Source organism: Streptomyces sp. HUAS CB01 (assembly GCF_030406905.1).
Lineage (GTDB): Bacteria > Actinomycetota > Actinomycetes > Streptomycetales > Streptomycetaceae > Streptomyces > Streptomyces chengbuensis.
Genome location: NZ_CP129137.1, coordinates 188,304 through 203,011 on the forward strand (window position 1 = coordinate 188,304; position 14,708 = coordinate 203,011).

Sequence of the window (14,708 nt, forward strand, 5' to 3'; positions counted from 1 at the left end):
GTGAACGCACCCACCGCCGCTCTGCCCGTCGTGGTGATCGGGGCCGGCCCGATCGGGCTGGCCGCCGCTGCCCACCTCGTCGAACGCGGTCTGGAGCCCCTGGTCCTGGAGGCCGGAACCAGTGCGGGCAGCGCGGTGCGGGAGTGGGGCCACGTGCGGCTGTTCTCCACCTGGGCCGAGGTCGTGGACCCGGCAGCCGAGAAGCTCCTGGCCCCCACGGGCTGGGTGAAGCCGGACGGCTCCACCTACCCGACCGGTGGCGACTGGGTACAGCGCTACCTCCAGCCCCTGGCCGACGTCCTCGGCGACAGGGTCCGGTTCGGTGCCCGGGTCACCGGTGTCTCCCGGCTCGGCCGCGACCGCGTCGTGGACGCCGACCGCGAACGGCAGCCCTTCACCGTGCACCTCGCCCGCGCCGACGGCACCGAGGAGCGGATCACCGCCCGCGCCGTCATCGACGCCTCCGGCACCTGGGCGACTCCCGGCCCCGTCGGCGGCGACGGCCTGCCCGCCCTCGGCGAGCGCACCGCCGCCGACCGCATCTCCTACCGCGTGCCCGACCTGCGCGACGGCGCCGTACGCGCCCGGTACGCGGGCAGGCGCATCGCCGTCATCGGCTCCGGCGCCTCGGCCTTCACCGCCCTCGCCCAACTCGCCGACCTCGCCACGGACGCACCGGGTACCCACGCGGTGTGGATCCTGCGGCGCGGCATCTCCGGCTCCACCTTCGGCGGCGGAGAAGCCGACCAGCTCCCCGCCCGCGGCGCACTGGGCCTGGCGGCGAAGGCCGCCGTGGACGAGGGACACGCCGATGCCGTCACCGGCTTCCGGACCGACGCGATCGAGCGGGACGCCGACGGACGGCTGGTGCTCGTCGCCGAGGACGGCCGCCGCCTGGAGCCGGTCGACGAGGCCATCGTCCTCACCGGCTTCCGCCCCGACCTCACCTTCCTGACCGAACTGCGACTCGCCCTCGACGAGCGCCTCCAGGCCCCGGTCGAACTGGCACCGCTGATCGACCCGAACGTCCACTCCTGCGGAACCGTCTACCCCCACGGCGTGGGAGAGCTGTCGCACCCGGAGAAGGACGTCCACCTCGTCGGCATGAAGTCCTACGGCCGTGCCCCGACGTTCCTCGCCATGACCGGCTACGAGCAGGTCCGCTCCATCGCCGCCGCCCTCGCCGGTGACCACGAGGCCGCCGCCCGTGTCGAGCTCACCCTCCCCGAGACCGGAGTCTGCGGCGGAGCCGGCCTGTTCGACGAGCCCGAAGCCGCCCAAGCCGGCGGCGACGGCGGAGGCTGCTGCGCCACACCCGGCACAGTCCGGATCGGTGTCGGCACGCCTGCGGCGTCAGGCGGTTGCTGACCACCCACACGAGCAGGAGGCTCTCTCATGTCCCGTCTACAGCTTGCCCTCCGTGTCCCCGACCTTGCCGCGTCGGTCGCCTTCTACACCAAGCTCTTCGCCACCGAGCCCGCCAAACTCCGCGACGGGTACGCCAACTTCGCCGTCGACGATCCCCCGCTCAAGCTCGTCCTCATCGAGGGGGCACCCGGTGAGGCGACCCGCATGGACCACCTCGGCGTCGAGGTCGACAGCACCGAGGCGGTACACGCCGCCACCACCCGCCTGGGCGAAGCGGGCCTGGCCACCGAAGAGGAGAACGACACCACCTGTTGCTACGCCCTGCAGGACAAGGTCTGGGTTCACGGCCCGGGCCGGGAGCCGTGGGAGGTCTACGTCGTCAAGGGCGACGCCGGCGCCCTGACCAAACAGCAGGGCAGCACCTGTTGCTCCACGCCCACCGTCGCGCAGGCCGGCGCGCACGAACCGGTCGGCAGCGCCGGCGGCTGCTGCTGACCCGACGATGACCGACGTCCCCGTCGGCGAGGCCGCGACCGGATCGGGGGACCGGTCGCGGCCTCGCGCCGCCCTCCCAGCCCTCTGCGCCACCCAGATCACCGGCCGGGGCGTCGTCCCCTGCGCCTTCCCGGTCCTCAACCCGCCGATCACCGCCCGCCACCGGGTGGTCCGCCGGGCCGACCACGGCCGCGTTCTCCCTGGCCCTGGCCGTCTCCGCGCTCGCCGGCGTACGCGTCCACCGCATTCTCGACCCTCGCGGCCCCGCGCACCGTCATGACGAGCGGATCGGTCCTCGCCACCCTGAGCCTCCTGGTCGTCGCGGTCGCGCCGAAGCAGGCCGTCTTCCAATCCGGTTGGGCCCTGGGCCGGAATCGCCATGGCCCGCACGTTCTGCCGGCCCGCCTTCGCCGCGCTCACCCGCTGGTGGGCACCCGAGCACGTCCGCGCCCTGACCGTCGTCACCCTCGCTGCCCTGTCGGCAGCCGCGGCTGCATTCGCCGCCTTCAGCAGGGCAGCACGACGAAGTCCCCGACGTGCTGTACGGCCTGACCCTCCGTCGCCCTCCCCGTAGGCCTGCGGAGGATCCAGGACCTGGGCGCACGTCCCAGCCTTGGGCGGAACTGGCTCTCCACCCCGGGGAGGCCCGGCCAACCAGGCCCCTCGCATGTTGCCGGTCACCGGCAATGTCGGTCGCAGCGGGGGGCAGCCGCGACACCGAGTGCGTGGAGCAGGCGCTCGCATTCTGCCGACGGCTGCGGCAGAAGGGTCGTGGCCGTGCCGCCCACCAGTGCGTCCGCAAGGCCCCCGGTCGTGAGGAGTGCCCGACGGCCACCCAGCCTTGCCGTGTTTGCCGTCCACCGGCAATGATTACGTATCCTTGATGGCGGTCCGAGCACGCCGCGGCTTACCGCTTCCTCTGATGTTCGCGTGTCAGGAACTCGTCACGGACGCACCGAGGAACGGAAAGAGCCATGAGCGAGCCGGAAACGCCGGAGAAGTACCTGAAGGGGTACACCCAGGCCCTGACGAGTGCCTGCGCCACCGGTCGGCGGCTCACCCGCGACGAGCTGGATTCACTGCGGGGCCAGGGGGAACGGGCGGCGGAGACGGGCATCGGACTGCGTGCTCTGATCCGGGCCCACCTTGCCGCCGCGCAGGCCGTGCGCCGCACACTGGCGCCCCCTGCGGCCGAGTACCTCCTCGCCGCCGTCGAACAGGCCGTGGACGCCTTCGTCGAGGGCCATGAGCGAGCACAGCGCCTCGCGGTACGCCAGGAAGAGGCGGCGCGCCGGGAGTTCATCGACGACCTCCTCTACGGGCGCAGCGATCTGGGCCGTCTCGCCGAACGTGCCGAACGGTTCGGACTCCTCCTCTCCCGGGCCCACGCGGTCGCCGTGGCGCAGGGCAGCGGCCCGTACGACGACGGTCACCGCGTCACCCGTAGCGTGGAGACCGCCCTGGTCAGCCGTTTCGGAGACCGTCGCATCCTGCTCACCACGAAGGACGGACGGCTGATCTGCATCGCGCCGGGCGACCAGTCCGACGTGCTCGACTTCTTCGCCAAGCACGCCGGTGCGGTCACGGGCGGCGGCCGGGTGGCCCTCGGACGTGCCCACCCCGGTGCGGGTGGAGTCGTCCACTCCTACGAGGAGGCTCTCAACGCACTCGAACTGGCCGGCCGCATGGGTCTGGAGGAACCCGTGCTGCATGCGTCGGATCTCCTGGTCTACCCGGTACTGACCCGCGATCGGCAGGCCATGGCCGACCTCGTACGCACGGTCCTCGGCCCGCTCAAGGGAGCTCGCGGCGGCGCCCAGCCGCTGATCGAGACCCTCACCGTCTACTTCGACACAGGCTGCGTGTCCGCCGAGGCCGCTCGGCGGCTCTCGCTGAGCGTGCGGGCGCTGACCTACCGGCTCGAACGCATCCACAAGCTCACCGGCGCAGACCCGGCAGACCCCGTTCATCGCTACACCCTCCAAACGGCCGTCATCGGAGCGCGGCTCCTCGACTGGCCGAACCAGGAAGTCTGAACGACCCGCGCATTCGCCTCGTGCCTTCGGCCTGCTGATCACGACCTTGGCATCCGACGGGGGCCCTGACGGGCGGAATTCCGGCGATCGCGCCGTCCTGATCACGTCCGTGACGTCGAGCAGATGGATTTCCAGCGCCTCCGGCCGGCCAGGCAGTGCACCCATCAGCTTGCTCGTCGCCGGTTGGACGTTGCGCAGGCCGATCAAGGCAGCGACGGTGCACGCGGGCGACCGGCCCCATGGAGCACGCGTTGCGGAGCGAGCCGAGCCACCGGCGCCAGGATCGGTGAGAACGCTGGGATCGAGGCACGGGATGGCTCCGTGGGAGGAGATGCGTGCCCGACCGGGTCCAGCCCCCCATGCCCTGCAGGGGGCACACTGGGTCGGCCGGCAGGTGATCCGCGCGCTCTGGCGCGGCCCCTGCCCGTCGCGGTGGGCCACGGGGCATGCTGGGATTCCTGTTCACCGCGCCCTGGGAGACGCGTATGGGCTGGCTGGTCTCACTGCTCGGAGCGGGGATGGTCATGATGGCCCTGCGGGACGTGTTCCACACCCTGTGGCACCCGACGCGTCACGGCGGTCTCAGCCGGCACGTCATGGCGGGGCTGTGGAGGCTGTCCCAGCGTTTTCCCTTGCGGAGGCAGGCGGCGGGCCTCGCAGGGCCGATCGCGATGGTGGCCGTGGTGGTCATGTGGGCGGGCGGGGTGGTCGTCGGCTGGGCCCTGATCTACTGGCCCCATATGCCGGACGCCTTCTCCTTCACCGCCGGCCTGGAGCCCGGTGCTCACGACGGGCCGGTGGACGCGCTCTACGTCTCGCTGGTCACCGTGGCGACTCTCGGCCTCGGCGACATCGCGCCCGCTGAGCCCTGGCTGCGGATCGTCGCCCCGCTCGAGGCCCTTGTGGGCTTCGTCCTCCTGACCGCCACGGTCTCCTGGATCCTGGAGATCTACCCTGCGTTGACGCGCCGACGAGCTGTGGCCCTGCGGCTGTCCCAGCTGCAACGCAACGACCCGGCACCGGAGCAGCTGGACTCGGCGCTGGGAGCGGGCATCCTGGACGGCCTCGCCATTCGTCTCGCGGAGATTTCCGCCGACCTGCTGCAGTACTCCGAGTCCTACTACTTCCACGAGGGGCACGACCAGACCTCCCTCGCAGCGAGCATCCGGTACGCCGCCGATCTGGCAGAGCGCGGCCGTGGCGCCCAGTGCGCGGAGGTGCGCCTTTCCGCCGCTCTCCTCACCAGCGCCCTCGAGGATCTCGCGGCGGTCCTGGACCAGCGTTTCCTGCACGACGGGGGCACGACCCGCGACATCTTCCGGGCCTATGCGGAGGATCACGGCAGAAACCGCTTTTGAGCCTCCGGAGGTCGAAGTGTGACAGCACCCCGCTCGACCGTCACTGCACGGATACGGCAGCCTGACCGACTCAAACTCTGCCGGGTTCCGGAATTCCTCGCCCAACGCACCGCTGTTCCCCGTACTCAGGGCGCCACCCGCGAACCGCGGAACAGCGATCTCGCTGTTCAGAGAGCCGGAGGTGAAGTCATGATCACTTCTGCGACCACGTTCGGGTTGCGCGCGATGACGTTCGGTAAGCGAACACGAAGCTCCGGATAACGTTCCGGTCACGCTCACTGGCCCTTTCCATGGTTACTCATCGTTATGTGATTCACCTCACCCAAGGATTCGTAAAGCTCGTGTTAGAACTGCGCAACTCCGCACTCGGCCTTGCGTCGGGATGCGGAGCGCGCCGGCACCCGTCGGCGCGGCACGACCAGGGCGATCAGGTTCGAGTCCGCGGACCGAGGCGCCCAGGGTCGCCGATCGGACAACGGCGTTCGCTCCAAGACCGCACACCATCCGGCGCAACGTCCCGTGCGCCGGTCCTGCGCCACGAGGTAGCCAACTGTGTCACTCGACTCCATGACCGAATCCGTCGACAAGGCAGTCAGCGGGTTCTTCGAACCCATCGCCGGCTGGCTCGGAGACGTCGTCTTCTACTCCGTACCGGTCGCCGGGACGGAACTCCCCCTGATCGTCGCCTGGCTCGTCGTCGCCGGGCTGGTCTTCTCCACCTGGTTCGGCCTGGTCCAGATACGCAAGTTCCGACTCGCCGTCGACGTGGTGCGCGGGAAGTACGACGAGAAGGGGTCGGCCGGTGAGGTCAACCACTTCCAGGCCCTGACCGCGGCCGTCTCGGGCACCGTCGGCCTCGGCAACATCGCCGGTGTCGCCGTCGCCGTCTCCATCGGTGGTCCCGGCGCGACGTTCTGGATGATCCTCTGCGGTCTGCTGGGCATGGCCACGAAGTTCGTCGAGGTCACCCTCGGGGTGAAGTACCGCGAGGTCCACGCCGACGGCACCGTCTCCGGCGGCCCGATGCACTACCTCCCCAAGGGCCTGGCCGACCGCTTCGGCAAGAAGGGCAGGAGCCTCGGCAAGGTGCTCGCCGTCCTGGCCTCCTTCATGATCCTGTTCTTCGGCCTCTTCGGTGGCAACCTCTTCCAGGTCAACCAGAGCTACGCGCAGCTCGTCTCCGTCGCCGGCGGCGAGAACGGCGCTCTCGGCTCCTCCGCCGGCGCTCTCTTCTTCGGCATCCTCATCGCCGCACTCGTCGGAATCGTGCTCCTCGGCGGCATCCGCTCCATCGCCAACGTCACCAGCAAGCTGGTTCCCGCCATGGCGGGCATCTACATCGCCGCCTGTCTGGTCGTCATCCTCGTGAACGTCACGGCGGTGCCCGACGCGGTCGTCACGATCGTCGAGGGCGCGTTCAACCCCGAGGGTGTCGCCGGCGGTGTCCTCGGCGCACTGATCATCGGTTTCAAGCGCGCAGCGTTCTCCAACGAGGCCGGTCTCGGCTCGGCCCCGATCGCGCACTCCGCGGTGAAGACCAAGCACCCCGCGAGCGAGGGCCTGGTCGCCCTGCTGGAGCCCTTCATCGACACCGTCATCATCTGCACCATGACGGCCCTCACCATCGTGATCGCCAACCCGGCGAGCTGGGCCGAAGCGCGTGCGGGTGAGTCGATCGGCGGCGTCACCATCACCTCCGACGCCTTCGGCACCGTGCTGCCCTGGTTCCCGTACATCCTCACCATCGCGGTGCTGCTCTTCGCCATCTCGACGGTGCTGACCTGGGGCTACTACTGCCTCAAGGCGTGGACGCACCTCTTCGGCCGCAGCAAGGCCAGCGAGCTCACCTTCAAGGTGCTCTACACGCTGTTCGCCGTCGCCGGCTCCCTGCTCACGCTGCAGACGCTGATCGACATGGCCGACGCGGTCCTGTTCATGCTCGCGGTCATCAACATCATCGGCCTCTACCTGCTCGCCCCGGTCGTCAAGCGGGAACTGAACTCCTTCCTGGAGTTCGTCCGCGCCCGCAAGGCCGGCCAGACGGACGACGCCGACGACGACCAGGAGCCGGTGAAGACCACCGTCTGACCGCCCTCGCGGTCCGGCTCCTCGGGAGGGGTCGCATGCGCTCGCGCCTTGCGCATGCGGCCCCCACCCACGTTCCCGCAGATGGGACCCCGTCTGGTGGCGGGGCCCCCTCCTGGATAGGGTGTAAAGAACGCGTCAAGGGACGCGGGGTGTGCCGGGAAGTCTGGTCGGCGTCAAGGGCGCAGTGTGCCCGCTCCATCGACGGCCCGGAGGCCCCATCCCATGTCAGACGCCCCGCGTCAGCGCACCACGTTCCTCGGTCTGCTCCCGCTCCCCGAGCGCAACGCCGTGGCCGAGGCCCTGCGCACCGAGACCATCGGCGGACTGGTGCTGCTCGCCGCGGCAGTCGTCGCCCTCGCCTGGGCGAACACCCCGTGGAGCGACGTCTACGAGCAGATACGCGACTTCCACTTCGGCATCCCCGCCCTCGGCCTCGACCTCTCCGTCGGGCACTGGACCTCCGACGGACTGCTCGCGGTCTTCTTCCTGGTCGCCGGGATCGAACTCAAACGAGAGCTCGTCGTCGGTGAACTGCGCACCCCCGCCACCGCCGCACTACCGGTCATCGCGGCGCTCTGCGGCATGGTCGTGCCCGCCGCGCTGTACGCGGCCGTCGCCACGTCCGGCGGGGGTTCGCTCAACGGCTGGGCCGTGCCGATGGCCACCGACATCGCCTTCGCACTCGCGGTCCTGGCCGTCCTCAGCACCCATCTGCCGTCGGCACTCCGCGCGTTCCTCCTCACCCTCGCCGTCGTCGACGACCTCGGCGCGATCCTCATCATCGCGGTCTTCTTCACCAGCGATCTCAACTTCCTGGCCCTGGGGGGAGCCTTCGCCGGGCTGCTCGTCTTCTACGTGCTCCAGCGCCTGCGGGTGCGGGGCTGGTGGTGGTACGCGCCGCTCGGCGTCGCCATCTGGGCGCTGATGTACAACGGCGGGGTCCACGCCACGGTGGCAGGCGTCGCCATGGGCCTGATCCTGCGCACCACCCGAGACAAGGGCGAGGACGCGTCCCCCGCCGAGCGCGCCTCGCATCTGCTGCACCCGGTCTCGGCAGGAGTGGCGGTGCCTCTGTTCGCCCTGTTCGCCGCCGGTGTCGGAGTCTCCGGAGCCGCCCTGGGAGAGGTCTTCACCCGACCCGAGCCACTCGGGGTGGTGCTGGGCCTGGTCGTCGGCAAGACCCTGGGAATCTTCGCAGGCACGTACCTGGCAGCACGCTTCACCCGCGCCCGGCTGAACCCGGACCTGGCGTGGGCTGACGTCCTCGCGCTCGCCGTACTGGCCGGGATCGGTTTCACCGTCGCCCTCCTGATCGGCGAGTTGGCCTTCCCGGACCCGGCCCAGGCCGAGCACATCAAGGCGGCGGTCCTCGTCGGATCACTGATCGCGGCGGGCCTCGCCGCCCTGCTGATCAGACGCCGCAACGGCATCTACCGGCGCCTGTACGAGGAGGAGACACGCGACGACGACGCCGACGGCATCCCCGACATCTACCAGCGAGCCGGTTCGGGCCCCGAGGGCGCCGGAACCGTCGGGTGACGAGGCGCCTCATGCGCGCCCAGGACCTTGCGGAGCCCTGTCCCTTCGTGACCACGGACGACGACGCGCTCGTCGCGGCCCGGACGCTGACCGAGCAGCAGCTCCCCGCACTCCTGGTGCTCGACACGGACGGACTGCCCCACGCCGTGATTCCCGGTTCTCAACTCATCCGTGAACGGGTGTCCTTCTGTGCAGGTGACGTTCCGCTGCTCGCCGCAGGCGCCCCGGTCGCCCGTGGACGGAGGACCGTCCGGGGGAGTGACTCCGCCACCACATTCGCGTTAGTCTCTAACTATTGATAGCGACTAACGCTCGGGGTGGGGCATGTCCTCCGTGGTGATCGTCGGGGCCGGGCCAACGGGCCTGGCCCTGGCCTGCGGGCTCGCGGCTTCGGGTGTCCCGGTCCGGATCGTGGAGAAACGCGACAGGCCCGCGACCACCTCGCGGGCACTCGGCCTCCAGCCGCGCGGAGCCGAGGTGCTGGACCGGCTCGGCGCCCTGGCCGATCTGCCCGAACGTTCCGTACGCATCTCCCGGGTGGTCACCCACGTGGACGGCAGGCAGATGGCCAGCCTGCAGGTCGGTCGGCCCACGAAACTGGTGACGCGGCCCGGCCTGCTCATGTCCCAGACAGAGGTCGAAGCAGCCCTGCGACAGCGGCTGAGTGCGCTGGGGGTCGAGGTCGAGTGGGGCAAGGAACTGCTCTCCGTCACCCAGGACGCTTCCGGTGTGACGCTGACGTTCCCGGGGGAAGAGCTCCGGTCGGCCTGGCTGGTCGGATGCGACGGCGCCCACAGCCTCGTGCGCAAGGAGGCGGGAATCGACTTCCCCGGCGTCTCCGTCATCGAGAACTTCCTGCTGGCGGACGTGCAGGCCGATCTGCCCCTACCGTCCGACACGGTGTCCGTGTGGCTCCGGGCGGACAGCATGCTCGGCGCCTTCCCCCTGCCGGGCGACCACGTCTGGCGCCTCATGGCCCCAGCGCGCCCGGACGCCACGAGTCCCGGAGCCGAGGGCACGGTCGACGAACTCACGCGGCAACTCCGGCATCACGCCGGCCTCGACCCCTCGGTCGTGGGAAGAGTGCTCTGGTCCTCGACGTTCCGCATCCATCGCCGTCTGGCCTCCACCTACCGGCGCGGCCGGATCCTGCTCGCCGGCGACGCCGCCCACATTCACAGTCCGTTCGGGGGCCAGGGAATGAACACCGGGCTCGGAGACGCGGAGAACCTCGCCTGGAAGCTGGCCATGGTCCTGCACGACGCGGCACCCGGCGCCCTGCTGGACACGTACGAAGCCGAACGCCGGCCCATCGCCCGGGAGGTGCTGGCCTCGACGAGTTCCCTCACCCGCATGGTGGTCGGTGACACCCCCCTGGCCCGGGCCGCACGCGACCGTGTGTTCATACCGCTGATGAACCGGCCGCTGGTGCAGAGGCTCATCTGGGAGCAGTCGTCACAGCTGAAGATCCACTACCGTCGCGGTCCCCTGGGCGTCCGGCTCACAGAGCGGTGGCCTCTCGGCATTCCGCAGGCCGGTGACCGGGTGCCCGACGTGCCGTGCACGCGCGCTGACGGCTCCTCCACCCGCCTCCACGCCGAACTCGGAGCCCGCTGGGCGCTTCTGGTTCCCCCACTCGGCGACGGGGAGGCGCACCGTGCGGTGGCCGAGCGCCACCTCGGGCCGGACACCCCCCTCACTCCCCTGACGCCCTCCACAGCGCCGTGCCGTCACGTCACACTGGTGAGGCCCGACGGGCACGTGGCCTGGCGGGGCACCTCCACGGCCTCGCTCGACACCTGGTTGAGCACCAGGCTGGGCACCACGATGCACCACACCCCGGAGAACGAGGACACATGACCGGCCCGGCAACACCACCCGAGGGCCTGCGCGCACGCAAGAAGGCACAAACGCGCAGCACGATCCAGGCGGAGGCCCTGCGCCTGTTCCTGAGCCAGGGATACGAGACCACCACCGTCGACCAGATCGCCCGTGCCGCCGGCGTGTCGAGCATGACGTTCTTCCGCTACTTCCCCACCAAGGAGTCCGTCGTCGAATCGGACGACTACGACCCCCTCATCGTCCGGCTCATCGAGCGGCGACCGCCCGGGGAGCACCCTCTGACCGCTCTCCACCAAGCTCTCGCAGAAGGCCTGGCCGCCGTCTACACCACCGACAAGGAGGCACTCCTCGTCCGCACCCGTCTCATCCTGAGGACTCCGGCGCTGCGCGCCCGCCTCTGGGAGAACCAGCACGCGACGGAACGGATGCTGACGACCGCCCTCGCAGCCCGCTCCGGTGGGGAACCCGACCTCCCCCTCAGGGTCTACGCCTCCGCCGCCCTCGCCGCGCTCACCACCACGCTGGCCGTCTGGGTGGACGGAGACGGCGAAGGCCACCTGCCCGCCCTCGTCGACGAGGCCTTCCTGGCTCTGCGCCCGTAGACCCGCCCCGTAAGGGCGAGACACGCGGGTTCTCCTCACGGCAACGCGCTGGACGGCCTGACCACTGACGGCTGCGGGGCGGGCTGTTGGTCCGCCCGAGCGGTGGCGTCCGGAGCAGAGGCGACGGTCGCGAGGATGCCGGCCACGGAGTGACACGCGCTCGGTTCGAACCTGCCGCACGACCGTCCGGGGGACGGTGCCGCGCACCGGTTGCCGGTGTATGAGCGTTCTCGTGTGATGGAGACACAGGCTTCGCACCCCGTTCGTCAAGGCTTGGGCCGCGTAGGGCACTCGTGTCCGCGGAGTGGCCGGAAGAGGAGTCGAAGTGCATGATCAGCACGCGGCCGGATCGGTAGTGGTGGGAGTGGTCGAGGCCGAGGGGCAGGAGCAGGTGGCTCTTCGCGCGGCGCACGAGGCCACCCGAGCCGGTACGGGGCTTCGCATCATGCACGCAGCCGAGCGGCCGTCGACGCAGGGGCCGGCCGAGGCAGACACGGGTGACGGGACGGATCGGGCGGACCGTGTGATCGCCCGTTTCTCCGAAGCGGTCCACCGGCAGTTCCCGGGCCTGGCGGTCGAGCAGGAACTCGTCTCCGGTTCACCGGCGGCGGCGCTCATCCACCGGTCGGCCGAAGCGACGCTGATCGTCGTCGGTCATCGGGGGACGGGAGGCTTCGCCCGGCTGCCACTCGGCTCCGTGAGTCTGCAGGTTGCCACTCACTCCCGGTGCCCGGTCCTCGTCCTCCGGCCCAGTCTCGGCACCGAGCCGAGCGACAACCGGGTGGTGGTCGGTGTGGACGTCGACGACATTCAGCCGCACGTCATGGAGTTCGCCCTGCATGCTGCCGACACCCCCGGTGCCTGGCTGGAGGTCGTCCACGCCTCCACACGGCCCGAACTCCTCAGCACCGGCCCCACCGGCCCCCTTCTCCTCGGCCATGAAACACGACCGATCGCCGCGAAGGACCTGCTGGAGGAGAGGCTGGGCCCTTACCGGTCCCGCTATCCCGACGTGGACATCCGTACACGTGTCGAGCGGGGTCGGCCCGCGAACCTGCTGGTGGACTCCTCACGCCATGCGAACGTACTGGTGGTGGGCACGCACGGTCGCACCGGTCTGCGAAGACTGATGCTCGGCTCGGTGAGCGGCGAGGTGCTGCACACCGCGGAGTGCCCAGTCGTCGTGGTGCCCCCTCCGGTTGCGGAGAAGTGACGCTCTCGGACTCAGGTCCACAAGTCCGTGACCAGACGTGCATCCGGCATCTGCACAGCCGAAACGTCGAGGGACCGGGAAAGCCGCGCATGAAGGGTGTCCGCCGGCGTCCATCATGGTCTTGTCCTGCGCCGTGCAACTCTCAGCGAGCGAAGCCGGCTTGCGGGCGAGCACGCGGGCGTCGACGGTCTTGCACTCGGCGAGCGCCTGACCACGGTGCTGCCGTGAGCATCCGCTCCGTGCCCTTCGCTCACTCTCCCCGACGGCCGGACCATCGTGGTTCGACGGCCGCCCACTCGGCCTCCCACGCCTCCAGCGTCCGACCCTCGAGCCGACGGTCACGGAAGCCGGTCACGGCCGCGGCTGCACCGGCGAGCACGGTGAACACCGACACGCCCGCGAGTGCCGAGGCCATGGCCATGTCGGCGTCCGTAGGAGGCTTCGGGACAACACGCCCGTGTTCGTCGACCCAGATCAGGACCACGCTTCCGGCCGCGGTGCCGAGCGGCACCTCGACGACGCCCCGGTGCGCGCCGCTCCCCGGCCGGCTCCAGGTCGCGTCGGCCAGTGCCGCATCCGGCACCCCGGAGCGGGTGTCACTCGCGCTCGTCACGGCCTCGGTCACCGTGGTCGCCCTCACCTGGTGCCGCTCTTCGTCGAGCACGCGGCGGTGCTCGCTGGTCCACGTGGCCCGGACGGCCGCCACCGCCAGCACCAGCGCTACGAGCACGGCGAGGGCCCCTTCCACCATCAGGCGGCTGTGGGCCCGGTCCGCCGGGCGGACCAAGGGCCTCGCGTCCCTGCCTGCCGCACGGACCAGGTGCCTCCACAGAGTGTTCCCTGCCGCGCCGTGGGGCCTCGGCTCGGAGAGTTCGTTCGTCATGACGGGCCTCCCGTCGTGGACCGCCCGGAGCCGGCAGCAGGCAATGCCCTCCGGCTCGATGTCGCGCTGCCTCCACCCTCGGTGGTGTGCTCCCGTGCGCGTAGGGGGCGACCTTCCCTCTCCCAGGGGCCGGTCGGCCCAGGATGAACAGGATGAAGAGGCCTCGGCGGGCACCACGCCCCGCCTCCCGCCCCCGCGGCGGGCCTCTCGGCCCTTGGGCACGGCCCCATCAGCCCTATCCCGGGTGGGGGTCGCCGGCTGACGCTGGGGGTGCCGGGAGACGGGGCGCTCCGGACGGCGCCGAAGGGAGCCCGTGATGAGGCACAGCAAGATCGGCAGTCTCATGGTGCGGAACGTGGTCGCGGTGGCGCCCGAGTCGTCCTTCAAGCAGATCGCCGGACTGCTCGATGAGCACCGGATCAGTGGCGTTCCGGTCGTGGATTCCGAGCGCCGGGTGATCGGGGTGGTCTCCGAGACCGATCTGGTCCTGCGCCGGCCAGGTCTCGCGCCGGAGTGGGAGGCCGCCCCGGGTGCGCAGACGGAACTCGTCGCGGGCTCCCCGGACAGCGACGGGCCCGCGCCGACCGCGGCGGACCTGATGTCCGCGCCCGCCGTCACCGTCGACGTCGAGGAAACCGTTGCGGGGGCGGCACGCACCATGGCCGCCCATCGCGTGGAACGCCTGCCCGTTGTCGACCGCGAGCGACGTCTGATGGGAATGGTGACCCGGCGCGATCTCCTGCAGGTGTTCCTTCGACCGGATGCCGAGATCCGGGAGGAGATCGTCGAGGATCTCTTCGAGCGCACACTGTGGTTGCCGCCGGGGAAGCTCACGGTCCGCGTGGTCGAGGGAGTGGTGACCCTCGATGGGCAGCTGGAGCGGCTCAGCGACGTTCTGGTCGCCGTCCGACTGGTCCGGCAGACGGACGGAGTCGTCACCGTCATCGACAGGTTGCGTCACGACTTCGACGACACGCCTGTGGGCCGCGCAACCGGTCCGGCAGGAGAGGCCCGGCGCCGGAAGGCAGTCGGGGAGCGCTCCCCCTGAACCTGTTTCGGAACACGGGTCGGCGGTGCCCGGTCCGGGTCAGGGCCTCGGTGACGATCGTGACGCGGTCAGGCCGGCGTATCGCGTGCCCGGTGGCTGCGTCGCGCCCCTCAGGTGCGCCCGCTTGATCGTGGATCGAGCGGGACCATCTGTCCGCCCCGTCGGCCAGGGCCCGCAGCGCGTCCAGGGCCTGGTTCCGCACGCCCTCGCGCTGGTAACGGCGGAGCACCCGATAC

Annotated in this window: 11 protein-coding genes and 1 pseudogene; 11 read left to right on the forward strand and 1 reads right to left on the reverse strand. The window is 70.6% G+C overall.

Features of this window, described 5'->3' with window-relative positions; genetic code table 11:
• From QRN89_RS00950 to QRN89_RS00995, 10 genes and pseudogenes are all read left to right on the forward strand, one after another.
• Entirely contained in the window at positions 1 to 1,368 is a 1,368-nt protein-coding gene (locus tag QRN89_RS00950) for an FAD-dependent oxidoreductase (RefSeq protein ID WP_290347416.1), read from the forward strand.
• 27 nt (positions 1,369 to 1,395) lie between these two features.
• Positions 1,396 to 1,863 (forward strand): ArsI/CadI family heavy metal resistance metalloenzyme, encoded by a 468-nt coding sequence (locus QRN89_RS00955; protein ID WP_290347417.1) that lies wholly within the window; start codon positions 1,396 to 1,398, stop codon positions 1,861 to 1,863.
• 7 nt (positions 1,864 to 1,870) lie between these two features.
• A pseudogene (locus tag QRN89_RS00960) lies at positions 1,871 to 2,365 on the forward strand (MFS transporter); the annotation flags it as partial.
• A gap of 472 nt (positions 2,366 to 2,837) precedes the next feature.
• Positions 2,838 to 3,899 carry a PucR family transcriptional regulator gene (locus QRN89_RS00965; protein ID WP_290347418.1) on the forward strand — a complete coding sequence of 354 codons (1,062 nt, stop codon included), beginning with the start codon at positions 2,838 to 2,840 and terminating at the stop codon, positions 3,897 to 3,899.
• Between the two features lie 446 nt (positions 3,900 to 4,345).
• Positions 4,346 to 5,257, forward strand: a complete 912-nt coding sequence (locus tag QRN89_RS00970) for a potassium channel family protein (RefSeq protein WP_290347419.1) — start codon at positions 4,346 to 4,348, stop codon at positions 5,255 to 5,257.
• Between the two features lie 552 nt (positions 5,258 to 5,809).
• Positions 5,810 to 7,345, forward strand: coding sequence for an alanine/glycine:cation symporter family protein (locus QRN89_RS00975; protein ID WP_290347420.1), 1,536 nt, complete (start codon positions 5,810 to 5,812; stop codon positions 7,343 to 7,345).
• A 222-nt stretch (positions 7,346 to 7,567) separates the two neighbouring features.
• Positions 7,568 to 8,884: a Na+/H+ antiporter NhaA gene (gene nhaA / locus QRN89_RS00980; RefSeq protein ID WP_290347421.1), complete on the forward strand. Its 1,317-nt coding sequence runs from the start codon at positions 7,568 to 7,570 to the stop codon at positions 8,882 to 8,884.
• Positions 8,885 to 9,208: 324 nt separating this feature from the next.
• A complete protein-coding gene (locus tag QRN89_RS00985) occupies positions 9,209 to 10,744 on the forward strand; it encodes an FAD-dependent oxidoreductase (RefSeq protein WP_290347422.1) in 1,536 nt (511 codons plus the stop codon).
• A complete protein-coding gene (locus tag QRN89_RS00990; protein ID WP_290347423.1) occupies positions 10,741 to 11,328 on the forward strand; it encodes an acyl-CoA-like ligand-binding transcription factor in 588 nt (195 codons plus the stop codon). The genes QRN89_RS00985 and QRN89_RS00990 overlap by 4 nt, the downstream gene beginning before the upstream one ends.
• Positions 11,329 to 11,653: 325 nt before the next feature.
• A complete protein-coding gene (locus tag QRN89_RS00995) occupies positions 11,654 to 12,541 on the forward strand; it encodes a universal stress protein (protein WP_290347424.1) in 888 nt (295 codons plus the stop codon).
• A 250-nt stretch (positions 12,542 to 12,791) separates the two neighbouring features.
• On the opposite strand, the gene QRN89_RS35760 is transcribed toward QRN89_RS00995, so the two are convergent.
• Positions 12,792 to 13,769: an Rv1733c family protein gene (locus QRN89_RS35760; RefSeq protein WP_435833232.1), complete on the reverse strand. Its 978-nt coding sequence runs from the start codon at positions 13,767 to 13,769 to the stop codon at positions 12,792 to 12,794.
• Between QRN89_RS35760 and QRN89_RS01005 the strand changes: the two genes are divergently transcribed.
• Entirely contained in the window at positions 13,741 to 14,472 is a 732-nt protein-coding gene (locus QRN89_RS01005) for a CBS domain-containing protein (protein ID WP_290347426.1), read from the forward strand. The genes QRN89_RS35760 and QRN89_RS01005 overlap by 29 nt on opposite strands.
• The last annotated feature ends 236 nt before the right edge of the window (positions 14,473 to 14,708 follow it).

Bases quoted from the DNA above. Each gene is read 5' to 3' on its own strand.
- QRN89_RS00965 (WP_290347418.1), top strand. From the start codon at position 2,838: ATGAGCGAGCCGGAAACGCCGGAGAAGTACCTGAAGGGGTACACCCAG.
- QRN89_RS35760 (WP_435833232.1), bottom strand. From the start codon at position 13,769: ATGAGACTGCCGATCTTGCTGTGCCTCATCACGGGCTCCCTTCGGCGC.
- QRN89_RS00990 (WP_290347423.1), top strand. From the start codon at position 10,741: ATGACCGGCCCGGCAACACCACCCGAGGGCCTGCGCGCACGCAAGAAG.
- QRN89_RS00970 (WP_290347419.1), top strand. From the start codon at position 4,346: ATGCTGGGATTCCTGTTCACCGCGCCCTGGGAGACGCGTATGGGCTGG.
- nhaA (WP_290347421.1), top strand. From the start codon at position 7,568: ATGTCAGACGCCCCGCGTCAGCGCACCACGTTCCTCGGTCTGCTCCCG.
- QRN89_RS01005 (WP_290347426.1), top strand. From the start codon at position 13,741: ATGAGGCACAGCAAGATCGGCAGTCTCATGGTGCGGAACGTGGTCGCG.
- QRN89_RS00985 (WP_290347422.1), top strand. From the start codon at position 9,209: ATGTCCTCCGTGGTGATCGTCGGGGCCGGGCCAACGGGCCTGGCCCTG.
- QRN89_RS00955 (WP_290347417.1), top strand. From the start codon at position 1,396: ATGTCCCGTCTACAGCTTGCCCTCCGTGTCCCCGACCTTGCCGCGTCG.